This is a genomic window from Flavobacterium sp. B330r, from assembly GCF_056824325.1.
Genome location: NZ_CP124860.1, coordinates 5,675,824 through 5,693,291, shown reverse-complemented (window position 1 = coordinate 5,693,291; position 17,468 = coordinate 5,675,824). Strand labels below are relative to the sequence as shown.

General features: G+C 33.8%; 14 protein-coding genes and 1 pseudogene. 4 read left to right on the top strand and 11 right to left on the bottom strand.

Going from position 1 to position 17,468, the window contains the following annotated elements; all coding sequences use genetic code 11:
- The 9 genes and pseudogenes from QLQ95_RS24690 to QLQ95_RS24650 all read right to left on the bottom strand — a co-directional run.
- Window positions 1–203: hypothetical protein (locus tag QLQ95_RS24690; protein WP_482502109.1), on the bottom strand; the 203-nt coding region annotated here is incomplete at its 3' end.
- Window positions 204–323: 120 nt separating this feature from the next.
- Complete coding sequence (locus QLQ95_RS24685; protein WP_482502107.1) at window positions 324–1,253, bottom strand: hypothetical protein; 930 nt, start codon at window positions 1,251–1,253, stop codon at window positions 324–326.
- Window positions 1,254–1,704: 451 nt separating this feature from the next.
- The gene (locus tag QLQ95_RS24680; RefSeq protein WP_095931557.1) at window positions 1,705–2,433 is read right to left on the bottom strand and encodes an LOG family protein; all 729 of its coding nucleotides are present in this window, start codon (window positions 2,431–2,433) and stop codon (window positions 1,705–1,707) included.
- 397 nt (window positions 2,434–2,830) lie between these two features.
- Entirely contained in the window at window positions 2,831–3,136 is a 306-nt protein-coding gene (locus QLQ95_RS24675; RefSeq protein WP_414655666.1) for a type II toxin-antitoxin system RelE/ParE family toxin, read from the bottom strand.
- 8 nt (window positions 3,137–3,144) lie between these two features.
- Window positions 3,145–3,375, bottom strand: a complete 231-nt coding sequence (locus QLQ95_RS24670; protein WP_320491960.1) for an addiction module protein — start codon at window positions 3,373–3,375, stop codon at window positions 3,145–3,147.
- Window positions 3,376–3,400: 25 nt separating this feature from the next.
- A pseudogene (uvrA, locus tag QLQ95_RS24665) lies at window positions 3,401–6,231 on the bottom strand (excinuclease ABC subunit UvrA).
- A gap of 174 nt (window positions 6,232–6,405) precedes the next feature.
- Entirely contained in the window at window positions 6,406–8,190 is a 1,785-nt protein-coding gene (locus tag QLQ95_RS24660; RefSeq protein ID WP_482502104.1) for a chloride channel protein, read from the bottom strand.
- Between the two features lie 74 nt (window positions 8,191–8,264).
- Window positions 8,265–9,953, bottom strand: a complete 1,689-nt coding sequence (gene ggt, locus QLQ95_RS24655; protein WP_095931562.1) for a gamma-glutamyltransferase — start codon at window positions 9,951–9,953, stop codon at window positions 8,265–8,267.
- A gap of 21 nt (window positions 9,954–9,974) precedes the next feature.
- Window positions 9,975–10,559 (bottom strand): acyl carrier protein phosphodiesterase, encoded by a 585-nt coding sequence (locus QLQ95_RS24650; protein ID WP_482502102.1) that lies wholly within the window; start codon window positions 10,557–10,559, stop codon window positions 9,975–9,977.
- A 206-nt stretch (window positions 10,560–10,765) separates the two neighbouring features.
- Between QLQ95_RS24650 and glmM the strand changes: the two genes are divergently transcribed.
- Entirely contained in the window at window positions 10,766–12,154 is a 1,389-nt protein-coding gene (gene glmM / locus QLQ95_RS24645; protein WP_095931563.1) for a phosphoglucosamine mutase, read from the top strand.
- A 67-nt stretch (window positions 12,155–12,221) separates the two neighbouring features.
- On the opposite strand, the gene QLQ95_RS24640 is transcribed toward glmM, so the two are convergent.
- Complete coding sequence (locus QLQ95_RS24640; protein ID WP_320491964.1) at window positions 12,222–13,094, bottom strand: lysophospholipid acyltransferase family protein; 873 nt, start codon at window positions 13,092–13,094, stop codon at window positions 12,222–12,224.
- 119 nt (window positions 13,095–13,213) lie between these two features.
- On the opposite strand from QLQ95_RS24640, the gene QLQ95_RS24635 reads away from it, so the two are divergent.
- Both QLQ95_RS24635 and QLQ95_RS24630 read left to right on the top strand, forming a co-directional pair.
- Complete coding sequence (locus QLQ95_RS24635) at window positions 13,214–13,852, top strand: rhomboid family intramembrane serine protease (protein ID WP_095931565.1); 639 nt, start codon at window positions 13,214–13,216, stop codon at window positions 13,850–13,852.
- 51 nt (window positions 13,853–13,903) lie between these two features.
- Window positions 13,904–14,596, top strand: coding sequence for an SIMPL domain-containing protein (locus QLQ95_RS24630; RefSeq protein WP_095931566.1), 693 nt, complete (start codon window positions 13,904–13,906; stop codon window positions 14,594–14,596).
- Window positions 14,597–14,713: 117 nt separating this feature from the next.
- On the opposite strand, the gene QLQ95_RS24625 is transcribed toward QLQ95_RS24630, so the two are convergent.
- Window positions 14,714–15,943 carry a sensor histidine kinase gene (locus tag QLQ95_RS24625; RefSeq protein WP_482502099.1) on the bottom strand — a complete coding sequence of 410 codons (1,230 nt, stop codon included), beginning with the start codon at window positions 15,941–15,943 and terminating at the stop codon, window positions 14,714–14,716.
- 543 nt (window positions 15,944–16,486) lie between these two features.
- Between QLQ95_RS24625 and QLQ95_RS24620 the strand changes: the two genes are divergently transcribed.
- Window positions 16,487–17,464 carry a YheT family hydrolase gene (locus tag QLQ95_RS24620; RefSeq protein ID WP_095931568.1) on the top strand — a complete coding sequence of 326 codons (978 nt, stop codon included), beginning with the start codon at window positions 16,487–16,489 and terminating at the stop codon, window positions 17,462–17,464.
- Window positions 17,465–17,468: the final 4 nt, after the last annotated feature.

Sequence of the window (17,468 nt, the reverse complement as noted above, 5' to 3'; positions counted from 1 at the left end):
TTTGAAAATTTATAATCGATAATATCTCGAGAATCGATAATGGTTTTAAAGAACCAATCAATATTTTTTGGGCTTTTTTGGGTTAAGATTTTCTCAAAATCATAACGATTCGATTGTCCGAATTGGTTGAGATTGTAAAATTCTCTGACGCTTTTAGGAACAATATCATGATTCAGATAATCATCTAAATAACTCAAGCTCAAACCAGCACGATATTTACTGGCAATTTGCTCGTTAAATTTTATTAAGGTGTTTTTGGATCGCCAAGTGGCTGATCCAAGTTTTTACGGGCCATTAGCATATAGTAATAGCTATACTGCTCGTTAAAAGTCAATCGTGATAGTTGATATTGTAGCTTTAAAGAGCTTCATGTTTGAAAGTCTTCCTAGCATTTTTTCCTCCTTATGATGTTCTTCCATGTACTTCATCATGGCATAAATCTGGATTCCGTCATAAATCCAATTGTCTTTTCTAGGATCTAAGCGAAGACTGTTTTTGAGATAATTGTTTAGAAAAGTCTTTAAAAACTGAATTTCAAATATAAAATCATCCTGAAACGGACTGATAAAAGAAGGCAGCTGATTTAAACCATAAAAAGGATTTCTGTCGTAATCGATCTGAGAAACGGTTATTTTTTCATGCGGATATTTGCCAATAAACTTTTCAGCATAAGAAACCACACGATTAATGATAATAGCTTTCTGGATTTCGTCTATTTTTTTATTTTTTAAATTGGTTTCAACCAGTAGAGAACCATTATCATATGTTCTAAAGCTATTTTGTTTTTCGATATAAAGACTAAAATCGGTTCTGTTTCTGCCAGAGAAAGAATAAATATTGTAGCCCTGATTGCTGGTATCTTTAGAAACCGAATTTAAATCGGTAGTAATAGAGTATGGATTCGGGATTTTAATTTCAACTTCATAATCGCTCACCGCATTGGCAATATCATCCAGATTGAAATTGTTATACTTTACAAAAAGGCCATTTTCAAAACGGGCAGGACTTATAAACCAGTTTTTAAGAGCCATACCGCCATTTTGATCAAAACCAAAATGTGTGAATTTATCGTTTGGTATTTTTACAATATAATTAAGATGTAAAACGATTTTTTCGTTAGGAAGCAGTTTGCGATTCAGCTTAACCGTAATATAGTCAGGATCCTGATTGCTTCTTTCCCATTCCAGAGCCGAAAAATTAGTTTCTGTTAGGTTTATAATTGTCGTTTTTCCTCTGTCGGCAGCCTTTGCCAAATGAAAACCTCTGTAAAATTCATCAGAAAAACGTTTTGCAAGAGGCGTGTTTTTATCCCCGCAAAAGCGTTATTCCAATCGTTCAAAACAATCAAAGCCAAAGTATCATTTGTAGTATTATGATACGTAAGATCTTGTTTTATGTTTAGTGTTTTAAGTTCGAGATTTACCGCCACTTCCATCTTAGATTGATGTTGTGCAGTTAGTTTTATCGAAAATGATAAAGCTAAAAACGAGGCAAATAATTTTATAAAGTGCTTTCAAATAGTGGCTTAAAAATTATCAGACATACTTAAATTACGGACATATTGCGGTTTCGGATTTTTGTAAAAATAGTATAAAAAAAGCTGTTTAAAAAAACAGCTTTCAATTTTTACGATACTTTACGTAATTTAACGATAAATAGTATGATGTTCACAGCGAAATGTGATCTCACACATGAAAATTAAATTTAGAAATTCGGACTTAAATCGTATTTTTTGTAGAATTTATCCAATGCTTCCACAACTTCATCTTCAGTGTCTACAATTTTAAATAAATTCAAATCTTCTGGGCTTACAGTATGCATTTTTTCAACCAAAACAGTTTTAACCCATTCGATTAAGCCAGACCAGAACTCAACTCCAACCAAAATAATCGGAAATTTTCCAATTTTCTTAGTTTGAATCAAAGTGATAGCTTCAAACATTTCGTCTAAAGTTCCAAAACCACCTGGCATCACCACAAAACCTTGCGAATATTTTACGAACATTACTTTTCTCACAAAGAAATAGTCGAAATTCAGGTTTTTGTCATGATCAATATAAGGATTAAAATGCTGCTCAAACGGAAGTTCGATATTTAAACCAACCGAAATTCCTCCGCCCAAATGCGCGCCTTTATTTCCAGCTTCCATAATTCCGGGACCACCTCCTGTAATCACACCGTAACCTGCTTTACTGATTTTATAAGCAATTTTTTCAGCCAATTGATAGTACTTATCCTCTGGTTTTGTTCTCGCCGATCCAAAAATAGAAACACAAGGACCAATACGTCCCATTGCTTCGTAACCATTTACAAACTCAGACATAATCTTAAAAATTGCCCAGCTGTCATTGGTTTTAATTTCATTCCACGTTCTTTGTTTCAAACGATCCTGAATTACTTTATCTTCATCATTATCAAAATCTTCTAATCTCATTTTAGGTATTTTAATTTATTATTTTATTTATGTTTTTGTCCCTGTAATTGTCATCCTGATCATAGTCGGAAGAAGGAGCCGTTTCCCGCTGTCAGCTATATTCCCGATAAACAAAAAACGGCTAAAAAGCCTTGTTTTTCTAAATCGGGAGATGCCGCTCCCATCAGGGCTAGGGCAGTTGGTCTCATATAAACCATTTGGCTTAATTGAAACATATTTTCTTTAAAAAGCTTGAGTTTTTCAGAAAAAGCGGACACTAAATTAACGCTTTTTTCTAGAATTGTTATAAAAAAGAGTAATTATAATCCAAAAGTAATGCTTGGATAATGAATATGCCTAAGGTTTTGGTTCACTATCAGATGATTATAGTTTTTGGATTGTTTAGATAATATATCTGCTACTTTTTAGTTCTTGAGTTCCAAATTTCAGGGGTTCTGCTAGTATGAAAGATTGAGAAAATCTCCACTAAATTTAATTGTTCGTTAATTGAATAATGAATTATAAACGGAAATTTTTTGACTATCATGCAACGAATATTTTTATAACGAATAGCACAAATATGTGGTTGAGTTTTTAATGAGTTAATTTGAGTTTTAACTTGCTTATGAAAACGAAGCCCCAAATTTTCTAACTGGTTATTATACCATTTAACTATTTGTGTTAGATCATTTAAAGCATCCTGATCTATTTTAATATTGTACATTTCAAAAATTATTGAATTGGTAAATCGGAAACATCATCCCAGTCAAGCATTCGTTCAGGAGACGCTTTGCTTTTTTTAATTCTGCTTAAAACTATTTTTTGATGTTCTTCAGGGATTTCAATATTATCATCTTTCCAAATCACCTCATTGAGTTTTAATTTTTCAGCAGGTGATAATTGTTTTACAACTTTCATCAATTCTTTAAAATCTAAATCTACTTTCAAACTTAAACTGTTCATAAAAATAATATTTATAATAATGATACTAAGTTAGTTCTTTTTTCAAAAACTTAGCCGTATAACTCTTTTTATTCTGAGCCACTTCTTCTGGGGTTCCTTTGGCAACCAATTGTCCGCCACCTTTTCCACCTTCTGGACCAATATCGATAATATAATCGGCAAGTTTGATTACGTCCATATTATGTTCGATCACCAGAATAGTATTTCCTTTATCAACCAGTTTATTGATTACTTCCATCAAAACGCGAATGTCTTCAAAGTGTAATCCTGTTGTTGGTTCGTCTAGAATATAAAATGTATTTCCAGTATCTTTTTTAGATAATTCTCCCGCTAATTTAATACGTTGCGCTTCACCACCCGAAAGCGTTGTACTTTGTTGCCCAAGTGTAATATAACCTAAACCAACATCTTGAATTGTCTTGATTTTTCTATAAATCTTCGGAATATTTTCAAAAAATGGAACAGCTTCATCAACCGTCATATCCAAAACATCAGAAATAGATTTTCCTTTGTATCTAATTTCTAAAGTTTCTCTGTTGAAACGTTTTCCCTGACACGTTTCGCATTCTACGTAAACGTCTGGTAAAAAGTTCATTTCGATTGTTCTTACACCAGAACCTTCGCAGGTTTCGCAACGTCCACCTTTTACGTTAAAACTAAAACGTCCCGCTTTATAACCACGAATCATACTTTCAGAAGTCATTGTAAACAAATTTCTGATTTCAGTGAAAACCTCTGTATAAGTCGCCGGATTCGAACGTGGTGTTCTTCCAATCGGACTTTGGTCAATATCAATTACTTTATCAATATGTTCCAGACCTTCAATCTTTTTGTAAGGCTGTGGTTTCTTTACTCCATTAAAATAATACGCATTTAAAATTGGATACAGCGTCTCATTAATTAAAGTCGATTTACCGCTTCCTGAAACTCCTGTAACGCAGGTTAATTGCCCTAACGGAATTTCTATCGAAACGTTTTTAAGATTGTTTCCTGTTGCACCGGTTAGTTTCAAGAATTTGCCATTGCCTTTTTTCTTTTCTTCGGAATCTCAAATTTCATTTTACCATTCAAATATTGAGCGGTTATAGTATCCGAAGCTAAAGTTTCTTTTGGAGTTCCAATACTGATGATTTCTCCTCCATATTTACCTGCTTTTGGTCCAATATCAATTACATAATCTGCTGTTTCGATCATGTCCTTGTCATGTTCAACCACAATAACCGAGTTTCCGATATCGCGTAATTGTTCCAAAGAATGAATCAACTTTTCGTTATCTCTTTGGTGCAAACCAATACTTGGTTCATCCAAAATATAAAGAACTCCAACCAACTGAGAACCAATTTGTGTTGCCAGACGAATACGCTGCGCTTCCCCGCCCGAAAGCGATTTTGAACTTCGGCTTAAAGCCAAATAATTCAAACCAACATTCATTAAAAAGTTCAAACGGTCTTTAATTTCTTTTACCACTTCAGATGCAATTAAAAGCTGTTTATCTGTCAAATGGCTATTTAAATCTTGAAACCAAGCTGTTAAATCTGAAATATCCATATCACATAATTCGGTGATATTTTTTTCGTTTACCCTAAAAAATAAAGCTTCTTTTTTAAGACGTGAACCGTCGCAAACAGGACAGTTAATTTCGTCCATAAAATCTTTTGCCCAACGTTTTATGCTGGTTGTAGCGCTTTCGTCATATTGATTTTTGATGAAATTAGAAATTCCTTCAAAGTCAATTTTATATTCTCTCGTTACGCCAAGATCTTTTGAATTGATCGAAAATTTATCTTTTCCGCCATACAAAATCATTTGCATTGCTTCTTCAGGAATTTTCTCAATTGCATCGGTAATTTTAAATCCGAATTTTTCTCCAATGGTTTCCAATTGTTTGAAAATCCAAGACGATTTGTATTCGCCAAGCGGAGCAAAACCACCAGCTTTTATCGATAATTTCGGATTTGGAATAATCTTCTTAACATTGATTTCGTGTACCGTTCCCAATCCGTTGCAATGTGGACAAGCTCCTTTTGGAGAGTTGAACGAAAATAAATTTGGTTCTGGATTCTGATACGATATTCCTGTTGAAGGACACATTAAATTTCTACTGAAATAACGCACTTCATTAGAATCTTGATCTAAAATCATCAAGACATCTTCACCGTGATGCATCGCTGTATTGATGCTTTCAGATAATCTTTTTTGTGTATCTGGATTATCTTCAATCACCATTCTGTCTACAACAATCTCAATATCGTGTGTTTTGTAACGATCCAATTTCATTCCCGCAACAAGATCTTGAACTTCTCCGTTTACACGAACTTTCAAGAATCCTTGTTTGGTTATTTGTTGGAATAATTCCGCATAATGACCTTTTCTAGCTTTAATAACCGGAGCAAGAATATTGATGCGTTTTCCATTATAATCCTGAATAATCAGATCTTTAATCTGCTCATCAGAATACGAAACCATTTTTTCGCCAGTGTTATAACTGTAGGCATCTGCGCCACGCGCATATAACAGCCTTAAGAAATCGTAAATTTCAGTGATAGTCCCAACTGTAGAACGCGGACTTTTACTAGTTGTTTTTTGTTCAATCGCGATTACAGGCGAAAGTCCGTCGATTTTATCAACGTCTGGACGCTCTAATCCGCCAAGAAATTGCCTCGCGTAGGCAGAAAAAGTTTCAACGTAACGACGCTGTCCTTCGGCATAAATCGTATCAAAAGCCAAAGAAGATTTTCCCGAACCTGATAAACCTGTAATTACAACCAGTTTTTCACGCGGAATAGATATATCGATATTTTTTAGATTGTGAACTCTTGCACCAAGAACTTCAATAGTATTGTCTTTATCTAACATAATTTTGAGCAAAACGCAAAGTTACCACTTTGATTTGTTCTTTTAGTGCTCGATAGCAAAACTTTATGTTACAATTAGTAACAAAATAAAAGTAGTTTCTTATAGTTTTATTTTTTGCTGGAAAACATTTTAATATTGGGTGAATAAAAATTTTTAACGTATCCGATGTTAAGGCTATTCAATTGTCATAGAACGAAGTTTTGTTCTATATGCTTCAAGTGCTATCGATTTTGAAATGAATCCGTGATATTTTCCATCTCTTAAAACAGGAAGAAAAGCAGATTTTGAGGTTTCAAATTTGCGCATTACAATTTCCATGCTGTCGAGTGTAGAAATTGTGGCAGAAGGTGCTTTCATTACATCTCTAATGAAAGTATATTTTACACGATAAGAGTTAAATATAATTTCGCGAATATCATTAAAATGAACCACTCCAACCAGATCTTTATCATTGTTTACAACCGCAAAAACAACTTGATTAGAGTGTGAAATCAGGTCTACTAATTTACTTAGGTTTTCGTCTGGATGAACGGTTAGGTAATCGCACTGAATGATCGTGTCAATTTCTAAAGTGGATAGAATATTAGAATCTTTATTACTTGTAAAAGCATGTCCTTTTTTAGCTAATCCTTTTACGTCAAGCGAATATTTTTCGTAACGCTTAGAAATAGCAAAACTGATTGAAGAGACAATCATAAGCGGAATCATTAATCCGTAACCTCCTGTAATTTCTGCGATTAAGAAAATAGCCGTAAGCGGAGCATGAAATAAACCGCTCAAAATTCCGGCCATTCCGACCATTGTAAAATTACTGATAGGAAGTTTAGATAAGCCAATCATCGTAACCAATTTAGAAAAGAAATAGCCTAAATATGATCCTAGAAAAAGAGAAGGAGCAAAGTTTCCTCCATTTCCACCGCTTCCAAGAGTTAGTCCCGAAGCAAAAACTTTAACCATTGCTGTTGCCCCAACAAATAAAAGTAAAACCCATTGATTGTTTCTGAAATCTGCAAACAAAGTATTATCTAATAAAAGTCCCGGATCTGCATCAGATAATGTTTTAATACTTTCGTAACCTTCACCAAATAGTGTTGGAAAAATAAAAATTAGTAACGCTAATAACGATGAACCAATCAAAGCTTTTTTGTATGGATTAATTTGCTGTTTGGCAAAATAATGCTCTACTTTCTGGAAATTTCTAGAGTAATAAATAGCGACCAATCCCGTAAGAACGCCTAAGAGAACATAGAATGGAATATTATGATAATCGAATGTTTCTTGTTTTTTGAAGCTTAATAAAATGCTTTCGTCCAGAACAATCGCAGAAACCAATGCGCCTGTCGCAGCAGAAATCATAATTGGCGTAAAGGCAGAAATACTAACATCTACCAATAAAACTTCGATCGCAAAAAGAACTCCGGCTATTGGTGCGTTAAATGCGGCAGCAATTCCGGCCGCAACGCCACAGCCAATTAACAATGTCCTGTCTTTGTATTGTAACTTATAGTTTTGGGCAAAATTAGAGCCAAAAGCGGCTCCTGTTATCACAATCGGACTCTCTAAACCAGCAGAACCTCCTAAACCAACCGTTAACGAACTAGTAACAATCTGGGCATACATCTGCTTTTTCGGAATAATACTGGCTTTTTTGGCAACCGCATAAAGTATTTGTGAAGTTCCTTTCTGAATACTTCCGTTAAGAACTTTATTTACAACAAAAACCGTTAGTGTAATACCAATAATAGGCAAAATACTATTGATGAAACTCAATTTTAGAATCCCGTTGATGTAAGTTGCAAAAGAAAAAACGCTGTGTGCAAATGTTTTAAGAACAATTACCGCAAACGCGCACGAGATTCCTGTTAATACACTGGATAAAAAAAGAAATTGTTTTGGTGTCATTAAAGATTGAGCCAAAGCAATTATACTTTCAAGTCGTCTGAAATATTTTTTTATCATTATGTTTTAAAAATTATCGATCTTACAAAATTAGATTTTAATCTTGTTTAAAAAAAATAAAATCAAGAATCACTTTAAAAACCAACCGCTGTGTCGTCTCCTCTAAAATCTGCTCCTCCTTCTAATCTATTGTCAGGTAAGACCAAAATGGCATCTACTTTTCCGATAATTGGAGTTGGCTTTTCGTTGATAATGTAACTCTTAGCTTTTAGTTTTTCTATAGTTTTCGTTTCAAAAGTATTAGGTTCGAAAGTGATTAAATCGGGTAGCCATTGATGATGAAAACGTGGAGCATTTACCGCTTCCTGCATGCTTAATTTGTATTCGTAAACATTTAAAATCGTTTGCAAAACAGAAGTAATAATGGTAGAACCACCTGGAGTTCCCACAACCATAAAAAGTTTTCCGTCTTTTTCTACAATTGTTGGGGTCATAGAGCTTAACATGCGTTTTTGCGGTGCAATGCTGTTGGCTTCATTTCCAACCAAACCAAACATATTTGGAGATCCAGGTTTGGCACTAAAATCATCCATTTCATTATTCAAAAAGAAACCTAATTCGTCACAGTAATATTTAGAACCATAACCATCATTTAAAGTGGTTGTAGCTGCAATTGCGTTTCCGAATTGGTCTACAATAGAGTAATGTGTAGTTTCTGTGCTTTCGGCATAATTTACTTTTCCTTCTTTAATTTCGGTAGACAAAGTTGCTTTTTCAGGATTAAAACTTGCCATTCTTTCGCGCAGATAGTTTGCGTCTAACAATTCTTTCATCGGAATTTTTACAAAATCAGGATCGCCTAAAAAGTAACTTCTGTCTGCATAGGCTCTTCTTTCGGCTTCAACAATAACCTGAATAGCGTCGGGAGAATTATGTCCCATTTTTGCTAAATCGTAAGGCTCAAGCATTTTTAAGATTTGCGCCAGACAAATTCCGCCACTGCTTGGAGGAGACATTGAGATGATTTTCAAATCTTTATAAGTAAACTGAAGCGGCTTTCTCCATTTTGCCTCATATTTGGCTAAATCTTGCATCGTGATAATACCGCCTTTTTTCTGAAGATAATTGACTAAGATTTTTGCAGTTTCGCCTTTGTAGAATTCATTTCTTCCTTTTTTCTGAATTCTTTTTAAAGTTTTGGCTAAAGCTAAGTATTTGATCGTGTCATTTTCTTTGAAATTGCCTGATACAAGTGAATTTTCGCCGTTAATTTTTACAATGCTTTCATGATAATCTTTTATACTTTTCTCTTGCTTTTTGGTTACTACAACACCTCTTTCTGCTAAAGCGATAACAGGCTCTAGAATTTTAGAAATAGGCATTGTTCCATATTTTTTATGTACGGCAAAAACGCCTGCAATAGTTCCAGGAACACCAATAGCAAGAGCTGTTTGTGTGCTTTTTCCTTTTATAACATTTCCTTCACTATCCAAAAACATATCTTTTGTGGCAGCAAGTGGTGCTTTTTCTCGATAATCCAACGAACCCACTTCACCATTTGCTTTTCTGTAAACCATAAATCCGCCACCGCCTATATTTCCTGCAAACGGAAAAGCAACTGCAAGAGCCAATTCTGTCCCGACCATCGCATCAAAAGCATTTCCTCCTTTTTTCATAATGTCGGCACCAATTTTTGAAGCTTCTTCACGAGCAGAAACGACCATTGCTTTTGTAACAACCAATCCTGTTGGTTTTGGAAGAGCTTCTTGTGCGTTGCTGCTATTTAAATATAAAAGGGCGATTAAAAGTGTAATTTTTTTCATGTGCAATAAAATTAAATTGGGCTAGAGAGAAAGGAGTTTTTCTTTGGCTTTTACTCTCATTTCTTCAAAGAAAAGGGTAAATTCTTCTTCAAATTCATCATAAAACGCAATAAGTTCTTCAACAGCAAATTGCATTTGAGAAATGTTTTTCGACCTTCTGTCCATTTGCGTCAAAATATGCTGAATTCCTTCTGTTGTACGATAACTTACCAACCAGTTTCTTTCGATCATGTATGGCATTAAACCTTGTGTTTTTTCGGTTAAAATCTCGTAATTATCATGCAAAGAATGATAAAATCGTTTTACAAAAAGTTCCAATTCCTCATCCGAATATTTTGTCCAGTTTTTGGCCAAAAAATGATCATAAACAATATCGACAATTACGCCGGCATAATGATGGTATCTGTCATGAAGACGTTTGGTGCTGGTTCTAAAAATATCGTGAGAATCGGTATAGGTATCTATGAATCGGTGCAGTAAAATTCCTTTTTGCACATCTTCAGGAAAATGTTCAAATTGTTTTCCGCGAATTCCGTCAGCCATAAAATTCCCTATTTTAATCAGATCATTTTCTCCAGAAAGGTATATGTGGGCTAAGAAATTCATTTTTTTGAAAGTTGCCAAGAACCTTAGAGACTAAGATTCTGAGTTATTTTAGTAAATGTATAAAAACTTTTTTAAATCATTTTGTTATAAAAATAACGAGAAATAAGTAGTTTCTTATAGATTAAATTTAAATTCTTAGAGACTTAGCGCCTTAGTAACTCGGTAACTTTTTTATATTTGTAAAAAAATAACCCTAACTCACAAAAATGACTCTAATAAAATCTATTTCTGGAATCCGTGGAACGATCGGAGGAAAAGTGGGAGACAATCTAACTCCTGTTGATGCAGTGAAATTTGCCTCGGCGTACGGAACTTTCTTAAAAAATAATATTGCTAAAGATAAATTGACAGTTGTAATTGGCCGCGACGCAAGAATTTCTGGACCAATGATTCATAATTTAGTAGTGAATACTTTAATTGGTTTAGGAATCGATGTTATCGATCTTGGACTTTCTACAACGCCAACTGTTGAAGTGGCGGTTCCTTTAGAAAAGGCTGACGGAGGAATTATTTTAACAGCATCTCACAATCCAAAACAATGGAATGCTTTGAAATTATTAAATGCAAAAGGAGAATTTTTAAGTGGCGCTGACGGTGCAAAAATTCTTGAAATTGCTGAAGCTGAAGCTTTCGACTTTTCTGATGTGGATAGTTTAGGTGAAGTTATTTCTAATGATGCGTATATGGATATTCATATCGATGAAGTTTTAAACTTGCCATTGGTTGATATTGAAGTGGTTAAAGAGGCTAAATTTAAAGTGGTTGTAGATGGTGTAAATTCATCTGGAGGAATCATCATTCCGAAATTGCTAAAATTAATGGGCGTTGAAGTGGTAGAATTATACTGCGAACCAAACGGACATTTTCCTCATAACCCAGAACCATTAAAAGAACATTTAACTGATATTTCTGAGCTTGTTGTAAAAGAAAAAGCTGATTTTGGTATCGTAGTAGATCCAGATGTTGATCGTTTGGCTTTTATTAGCGAAGACGGAGAAATGTTTGGAGAAGAATATACATTAGTGGCTTGTGCAGATTATGTTTTGAGCAAAACTCCAGGAAATACCGTTTCTAATATGTCATCTTCTCGCGCTTTAAGAGATGTTACTAAAGCACACGGCGGAAGCTACGAAGCAAGTGCAGTAGGAGAGGTGAATGTAGTTGAATTAATGAAGAAAAATAACGCAATAATTGGTGGTGAAGGTAACGGTGGAATCATCTATCCTGAATTGCACTACGGACGTGATAGTCTGGTAGGAGTTGCTTTGTTTTTAACGCATTTAGCAAACAAAAAAATGCCAGTTTCTGCTTTGAGAGCTTCTTATCCAGAATACTACATGAGTAAAAATAAAATCGAATTGACACCGCAAATAGATGTTGATGCGATTTTATCTCAAATGACAGAAAAATATAAAAACGAAGATATCTCGACAATTGACGGTGTAAAAATTGATTTTGCTACAGAATGGGTTCATTTAAGAAAATCAAACACAGAGCCAATTATTCGTATTTATACTGAAGCGCCTTCTCAAGATGCTGCAGATAAATTAGCACTTCGAATTATTGATGAAATTAAAGTAATTGCTGGAATCTAAGATTTTAGGTTTATTACATAAAAAAGCCTCTTTTGAAACTTTCGAAAGAGGCTTTTTCTATTTTGGATTATTCAATACGGTGTTTCCATCTTTTGTGCGTCCACAAATAAAATTCTGGCGCTTCTAGAATCTGTTTTTCGACTTCTTTTAAATACATCTCTGTAATTTTAAAGTTTTCAAAATCTTTCGGATTATCTGCAAGAGGAATAAATGTAGCTTCATAATACCCTCTTCTAACTTTTTTAACTTCTACAAATAGAACTGCCAAATCATATTTTTTTGCTAATGTTTCGGCGCCTGTGTGCACAGGAACTTCAACTCCCATAAATTTCATCGAATGAAAAATCCTTTCCATTTTTGGCGATTGGTCGCTTGCTAAACCATACAGACTTAAAACACCTTCACGTTGGTTCTTTGCCATTGTTGGAATTGCTTTTCGGGTTTCGATCATCTCGGTATTGTATTTAGAACGGATTTTTCGAACCAATTTATCAAAATATGGATTAGCCAGTTTCTTATAAACAGCAACTCCTTGAAATCCAAGTTTGGGATTAATTGTTAAAAGCCATTCATAACTTGCATAATGCGAAGCCACAAGAATCACGCTTTTTCCTCTTTTAGCATAATCACGAACCAGATCAATATTAGTGACATGAAATCTTCTTTCCATTTCTTCAGGAGACATGCTCATGGTTTTAATCATTTCCAAAAACATATCGCACATATGCTTGTAGAATTTCTTTTCTATAACTTTTCTCTCGGCATCGCTCAAATGAGGTAAAGTAAGCGCAAGATTTTCGCGAACCACTTTTTTACGATATCCAATAACTCTATAAACCAAAAAACAGACAAAATCTGAAAATAGGTAAAATATAGGAAAAGGAAGTATAGAGATAAGCCAAAGTAATGGGTAGGCTAAAATATAGACAAGAAACTGCATGTAATTTTTTTTGGCAAAGATAAATTAAAAATGATTATCGACTGCTATTTTGCATTCTTGCTAACTTATCTTTAAGAATGATTATATTTACAAATCATAATTCACAATACTTATTACTTATGAATATTATTTTAATAGCGATTATCATTGCGAACGTTGTTATTAGTTACAAAGGTTTTAACGATCTTTATTTTTTTAGAAAATACGAATTTCATGTCGGAAGCATTCGTTCAGGAGAACAAATTAGAATGCTGTCTTCTGGTTTTTTGCATGTAGACATGATGCATTTGATTTTTAATATGCTGACTTTGTATTTCTTTGCTCCTGTAGTTTTAAACTGGCTTGGTAATTTCTCTTTTATATTGGTTTATTTTGGGAGTTTAATTTTTGGAAGTCTTCTAACCATGCTATTTCATAAGAATGATTATAGCTATCGTGCCGTTGGTGCTTCTGGCGCTGTCACGGGAGTTTTATATTCCGCAATACTATTGCAGCCCGACATGATGCTCGGAATATTTTTTGTGATTCCGATGCCGGCTTATATTTTCGGAATTGTGTATTTATTATACTCTATTTACGGAATGAAAGCCAAAAATGACAATATTGGCCACACAGCACACTTTGGAGGTGCTATAGGAGGATATTTGATTACTTTGATCAAAATGCCATCACTTCTTACAGACCATACCCTAATGGTTATTCTTCTTGCGATTCCGATTTTGATACTTTTTGGAATGGCAAAATTGGGAAAATTGTAATGCTGGCATAACTTTTGAAATGTCTTTTTTAAATATTAAAATTTAACAAAAATGAAAAAACTAGTATTATTTTTAACAATCATGTTTATGACTATGTCTTACGGCCAAGAAATCAAACAAGTACCACTAATTAATGTTAATGGAGAAGGAAAAGTAAAAGTAGCACCTGATCAGGTTTGTATTTCAGCTTCGGTTGAAACAAAAGGGAATAATGCTAAAGACGTTAAAAAACAAAATGACGAAAAGATGGATGCTGTTTTAAAATTCATTAAAAAAATGAATATCCCAACAGCAGATTTCAAAACAAAACAAGTAGCTCTTAATCCGCAGTACGATTATGAGAAAAAGAAAACTTCTTATAATGCTACACAAACAGTAGAAATCGTAGTGAAAGATTTAGCTAAATACGATGAGTTAATGGAAGGTTTGGTTCAGCAAGGAATTAATAGAATCGACAAAGTTTCTTTTGAAACCTCTAAATTAGCACAATACGAGTCTGAAGCTAGAAAATTAGCGATGAAAGATGCTAAAACAAAAGCGGAAGAATATGTGTCTGTTTTAGGACAAAAAGTGGGTAAAGCTTTTACAATTTCAGACAACTCTCAAATCTATCGTCCACAGCCAATGTATGCTGCGGCTATGAGAATGAAAGAAGCAGACTCAATGGGAGCTTCAAACGAAACTCTTGCAATTGGCGAAATCGAAATTACAGCAAATGTTAGCGTAAGTTTTGTTTTAGACTAAACATTTATAAAATACCAATAATAAAAAATCCAAATTCCAATTCAAACTGGGATTTGGATTTTTTCATTTTATTCGGTTAGGATTGGAATTTGGAATTTGGAATTTGAGTATTAGAATTTAAACCACCTTTATCGGAAGTGTAAACTGAAATGTACTTCCTTTCCCTTGTTCGCTTTCTACCCAAATTGTTCCTTGATGAATGCTTACAAACTCTTTACAAAGCAATAATCCGAGTCCGCTGCCGAGTTCGTTTTCCGTTCCTTTTTGTAGAACCTTTCCGTTAATTTTGAATAATTTTTCTTTGATGTAGTCCGGAACTCCGATTCCGTTATCTGTAATAGAAATTTCTACTTTTTGATTTGTTTGCACTAGTTTGACTTTAATGTCACCGTTCTTGTCTGTAAATTTAATTGCATTGCTTAGTAAATTTCGCAAGATGGTACTAATCATGTTTTTATCAACTTCTGCTTCAACAAGGTAAGCCGATTCAAACGCGATGTTGATGTTTTTATTTAAAGCCACATTTCGGCTTAGTTCTATATTCTCCTCAATCAAGGCATTTAAAAGCACATTTTTAGGATTAAAGGCAATCATTCCAGTTTGTACTCTAGACCAATCTAAAAGGTTCTCAAGTAGTTTATAAATGTTCTTATTCGAGTCGTGCAGGAGCTCTGAAATTTCTTTAATTTCTTCTCGACTGTATTGTTCGATATTCTCCAATAAAATTTCAGAAAGAGAAACAGAAGACCCTAAAGGCCCCCTTAAATCGTGAGAAATAATAGAAAAGAACTGATTCTTATCGTTTAAAAGCTTTTTAATTTTATGATCCTGCTTTTCTTTTACCAAAAGTAAAAAGCCTACAATGCCAATTAAAGTCAATAAAAATAGGCAAATGCTGTATAAGCTATCGAAGGTGTCATTGGAAATAATAAGATCTTGAGGAGATAAATATCTATGAACAATTCGTATTACAATTAGAATTTCAAATGCCATGTAACACAAAACATAAAAAGTCTTAAAAAAGCTTTTTTCCTTTTCTGTAAAATAAGTAATGGTTGGCAATAAATAGATGAAAAATATGCAAATACCACCAATTATGACACGAGTATTCATCGATGCGTCAAAAATCGTGGAAATATTAAAGAATACTATGGATGCTGCCGTAATGGCTATTTGAAAACGATAATGCTTTTTTGCATGCGTTTTAATAAGTGAAAGCATAGCCATCGTCTCAAAGCAACAAGCGCCAAGAATCATAGAATTGGCAATGTTAATAGACGCAAAATCAGGAATAATATTTCGCAAAAGCGCCATTACCCAAGCAAGTGTAAGTATTAATTTGCCCAAGCCAAACCATTTTAAAGTTTTTCTGTTATCGCTAGTGGCATATGAAAATGAAAAACTAAAAATAAGAATGCAGGTAAACAGATTGCCCCAAAAGTAAAGTAGAAATATTGTTTTTGGATCTACCGGTAAGAGTTCAAACATTAGAGGGATTTTGTTTTTAGAAATCGATTTAACAAATATACAAATAAAGTAAACATTCAAGCTAGAGATGACGCGACAAGCGCAGTGTTCTAGAACATTTAACAATTTGTTTTCCTTCTAATGTGCTACAAGATTAAACTGTTTTTAAAAATTAACAGCAGTTTATTTTTAAATTAATTTGTGGCATTTTGAAATAACAAACATTCGCTGGAAAATCTTATACTTTAAAAATAGGCAATAGTTTTTACAGTTTTGTGTTATAGATTTAGAAATAACTTTTTTTCAATTTTTTTGGATGTGTTTTTTTGAGAATTATCAAAAAAGATAAAATAGAAAGAACGAATTAATTTACATATAGAATGATTTCTTAGCTTTGTATTAAGTACCACAAAATTCTTTGTTATGCCACTAATTGAACAATCAGAATATAATTCCCCTTCTATTATGCATCGCAACAGGCATGTTTCTACCATTTATGCTGCACTGATTAAGAAATTTGAAGTGCCCGAATATACAAGAGAAAAGCATGAATTGAATGACGGAGATTTTATCAATATCGATTATATTTTAAATGGCTCAAAAAAGGCCGTTATTTTATGCCACGGTTTAGAAGGCGATTCGCGCAGAACCTATAATAACAGCTGTGCGGCCTATTTTAAGCAGAAAGGTTTTTCGGTTTTTGCTTGGAATAATCGTACTTGTGGCGGAGAAATGAATCGTCTTCCAAGGCTGTATCATCACGGTGCAGTTGATGATTTGGACGAAGTGGTTCAGTTTGCTTTGAAAAAAGGATTTGAAGATATTTATCTGATAGGATATTCAATGGGAGGCGTTCAGCTTCTAAATTATTTGGGATGGACAAAAATAGATGAGCGCATAAAAGCAGCCGTTTCAATTTCGGTGCCCACTCATATTGCCACAAGTGCAGAGGTGCTTAAGCAAGGTTTTAACAGAGTTTATTTGAAGAATTTTACCATTGATATTAAAAAGAAACTGAAATACAAAGCGGCTCAATTTCCTGATTTTATCAACCGTGATCAAATAGATAATATTTCTACTTTTGATGAAGTTGATCAATATTTTACGGCGCCGCTTCATGGTTTTGCAAGTCGTGATGATTATTACGAGCGTGTTTCTCCAGAGTTTTCTCTTAAAAACATTACAACTCCAGTTTTAATTATTAATTCGCTAGATGACCCTTTTCTGGGCGAAAGATGTTACCCGAGAACGATTGCCAAAGACAGTGCGTTTGTTTATCTAGAAACACCGAAATACGGTGGACATTGTGCTTTTCCGCTTCGTGATTCGGAGTATTCTTATGCTGAGAAAAGAGCTTTTGAGTTTTTTGAATCTTTCAGATTTAACAGTACTTTAATTTAAAAAA

Excerpts from the sequence above, each read along its gene's own strand:
- QLQ95_RS24680 (WP_095931557.1), bottom strand. The coding sequence starts at position 2,433 with ATGAGATTAGAAGATTTTGATAATGATGAAGATAAAGTAATTCAGGAT.
- QLQ95_RS24675 (WP_414655666.1), bottom strand. The coding sequence starts at position 3,136 with ATGTACAATATTAAAATAGATCAGGATGCTTTAAATGATCTAACACAA.
- QLQ95_RS24670 (WP_320491960.1), bottom strand. The coding sequence starts at position 3,375 with ATGAACAGTTTAAGTTTGAAAGTAGATTTAGATTTTAAAGAATTGATG.
- QLQ95_RS24660 (WP_482502104.1), bottom strand. The coding sequence starts at position 8,190 with ATGATAAAAAAATATTTCAGACGACTTGAAAGTATAATTGCTTTGGCT.
- ggt (WP_095931562.1), bottom strand. The coding sequence starts at position 9,953 with ATGAAAAAAATTACACTTTTAATCGCCCTTTTATATTTAAATAGCAGC.
- QLQ95_RS24650 (WP_482502102.1), bottom strand. The coding sequence starts at position 10,559 with ATGAATTTCTTAGCCCACATATACCTTTCTGGAGAAAATGATCTGATT.
- glmM (WP_095931563.1), top strand. The coding sequence starts at position 10,766 with ATGACTCTAATAAAATCTATTTCTGGAATCCGTGGAACGATCGGAGGA.
- QLQ95_RS24640 (WP_320491964.1), bottom strand. The coding sequence starts at position 13,094 with ATGCAGTTTCTTGTCTATATTTTAGCCTACCCATTACTTTGGCTTATC.
- QLQ95_RS24635 (WP_095931565.1), top strand. The coding sequence starts at position 13,214 with ATGAATATTATTTTAATAGCGATTATCATTGCGAACGTTGTTATTAGT.
- QLQ95_RS24630 (WP_095931566.1), top strand. The coding sequence starts at position 13,904 with ATGAAAAAACTAGTATTATTTTTAACAATCATGTTTATGACTATGTCT.
- QLQ95_RS24620 (WP_095931568.1), top strand. The coding sequence starts at position 16,487 with ATGCCACTAATTGAACAATCAGAATATAATTCCCCTTCTATTATGCAT.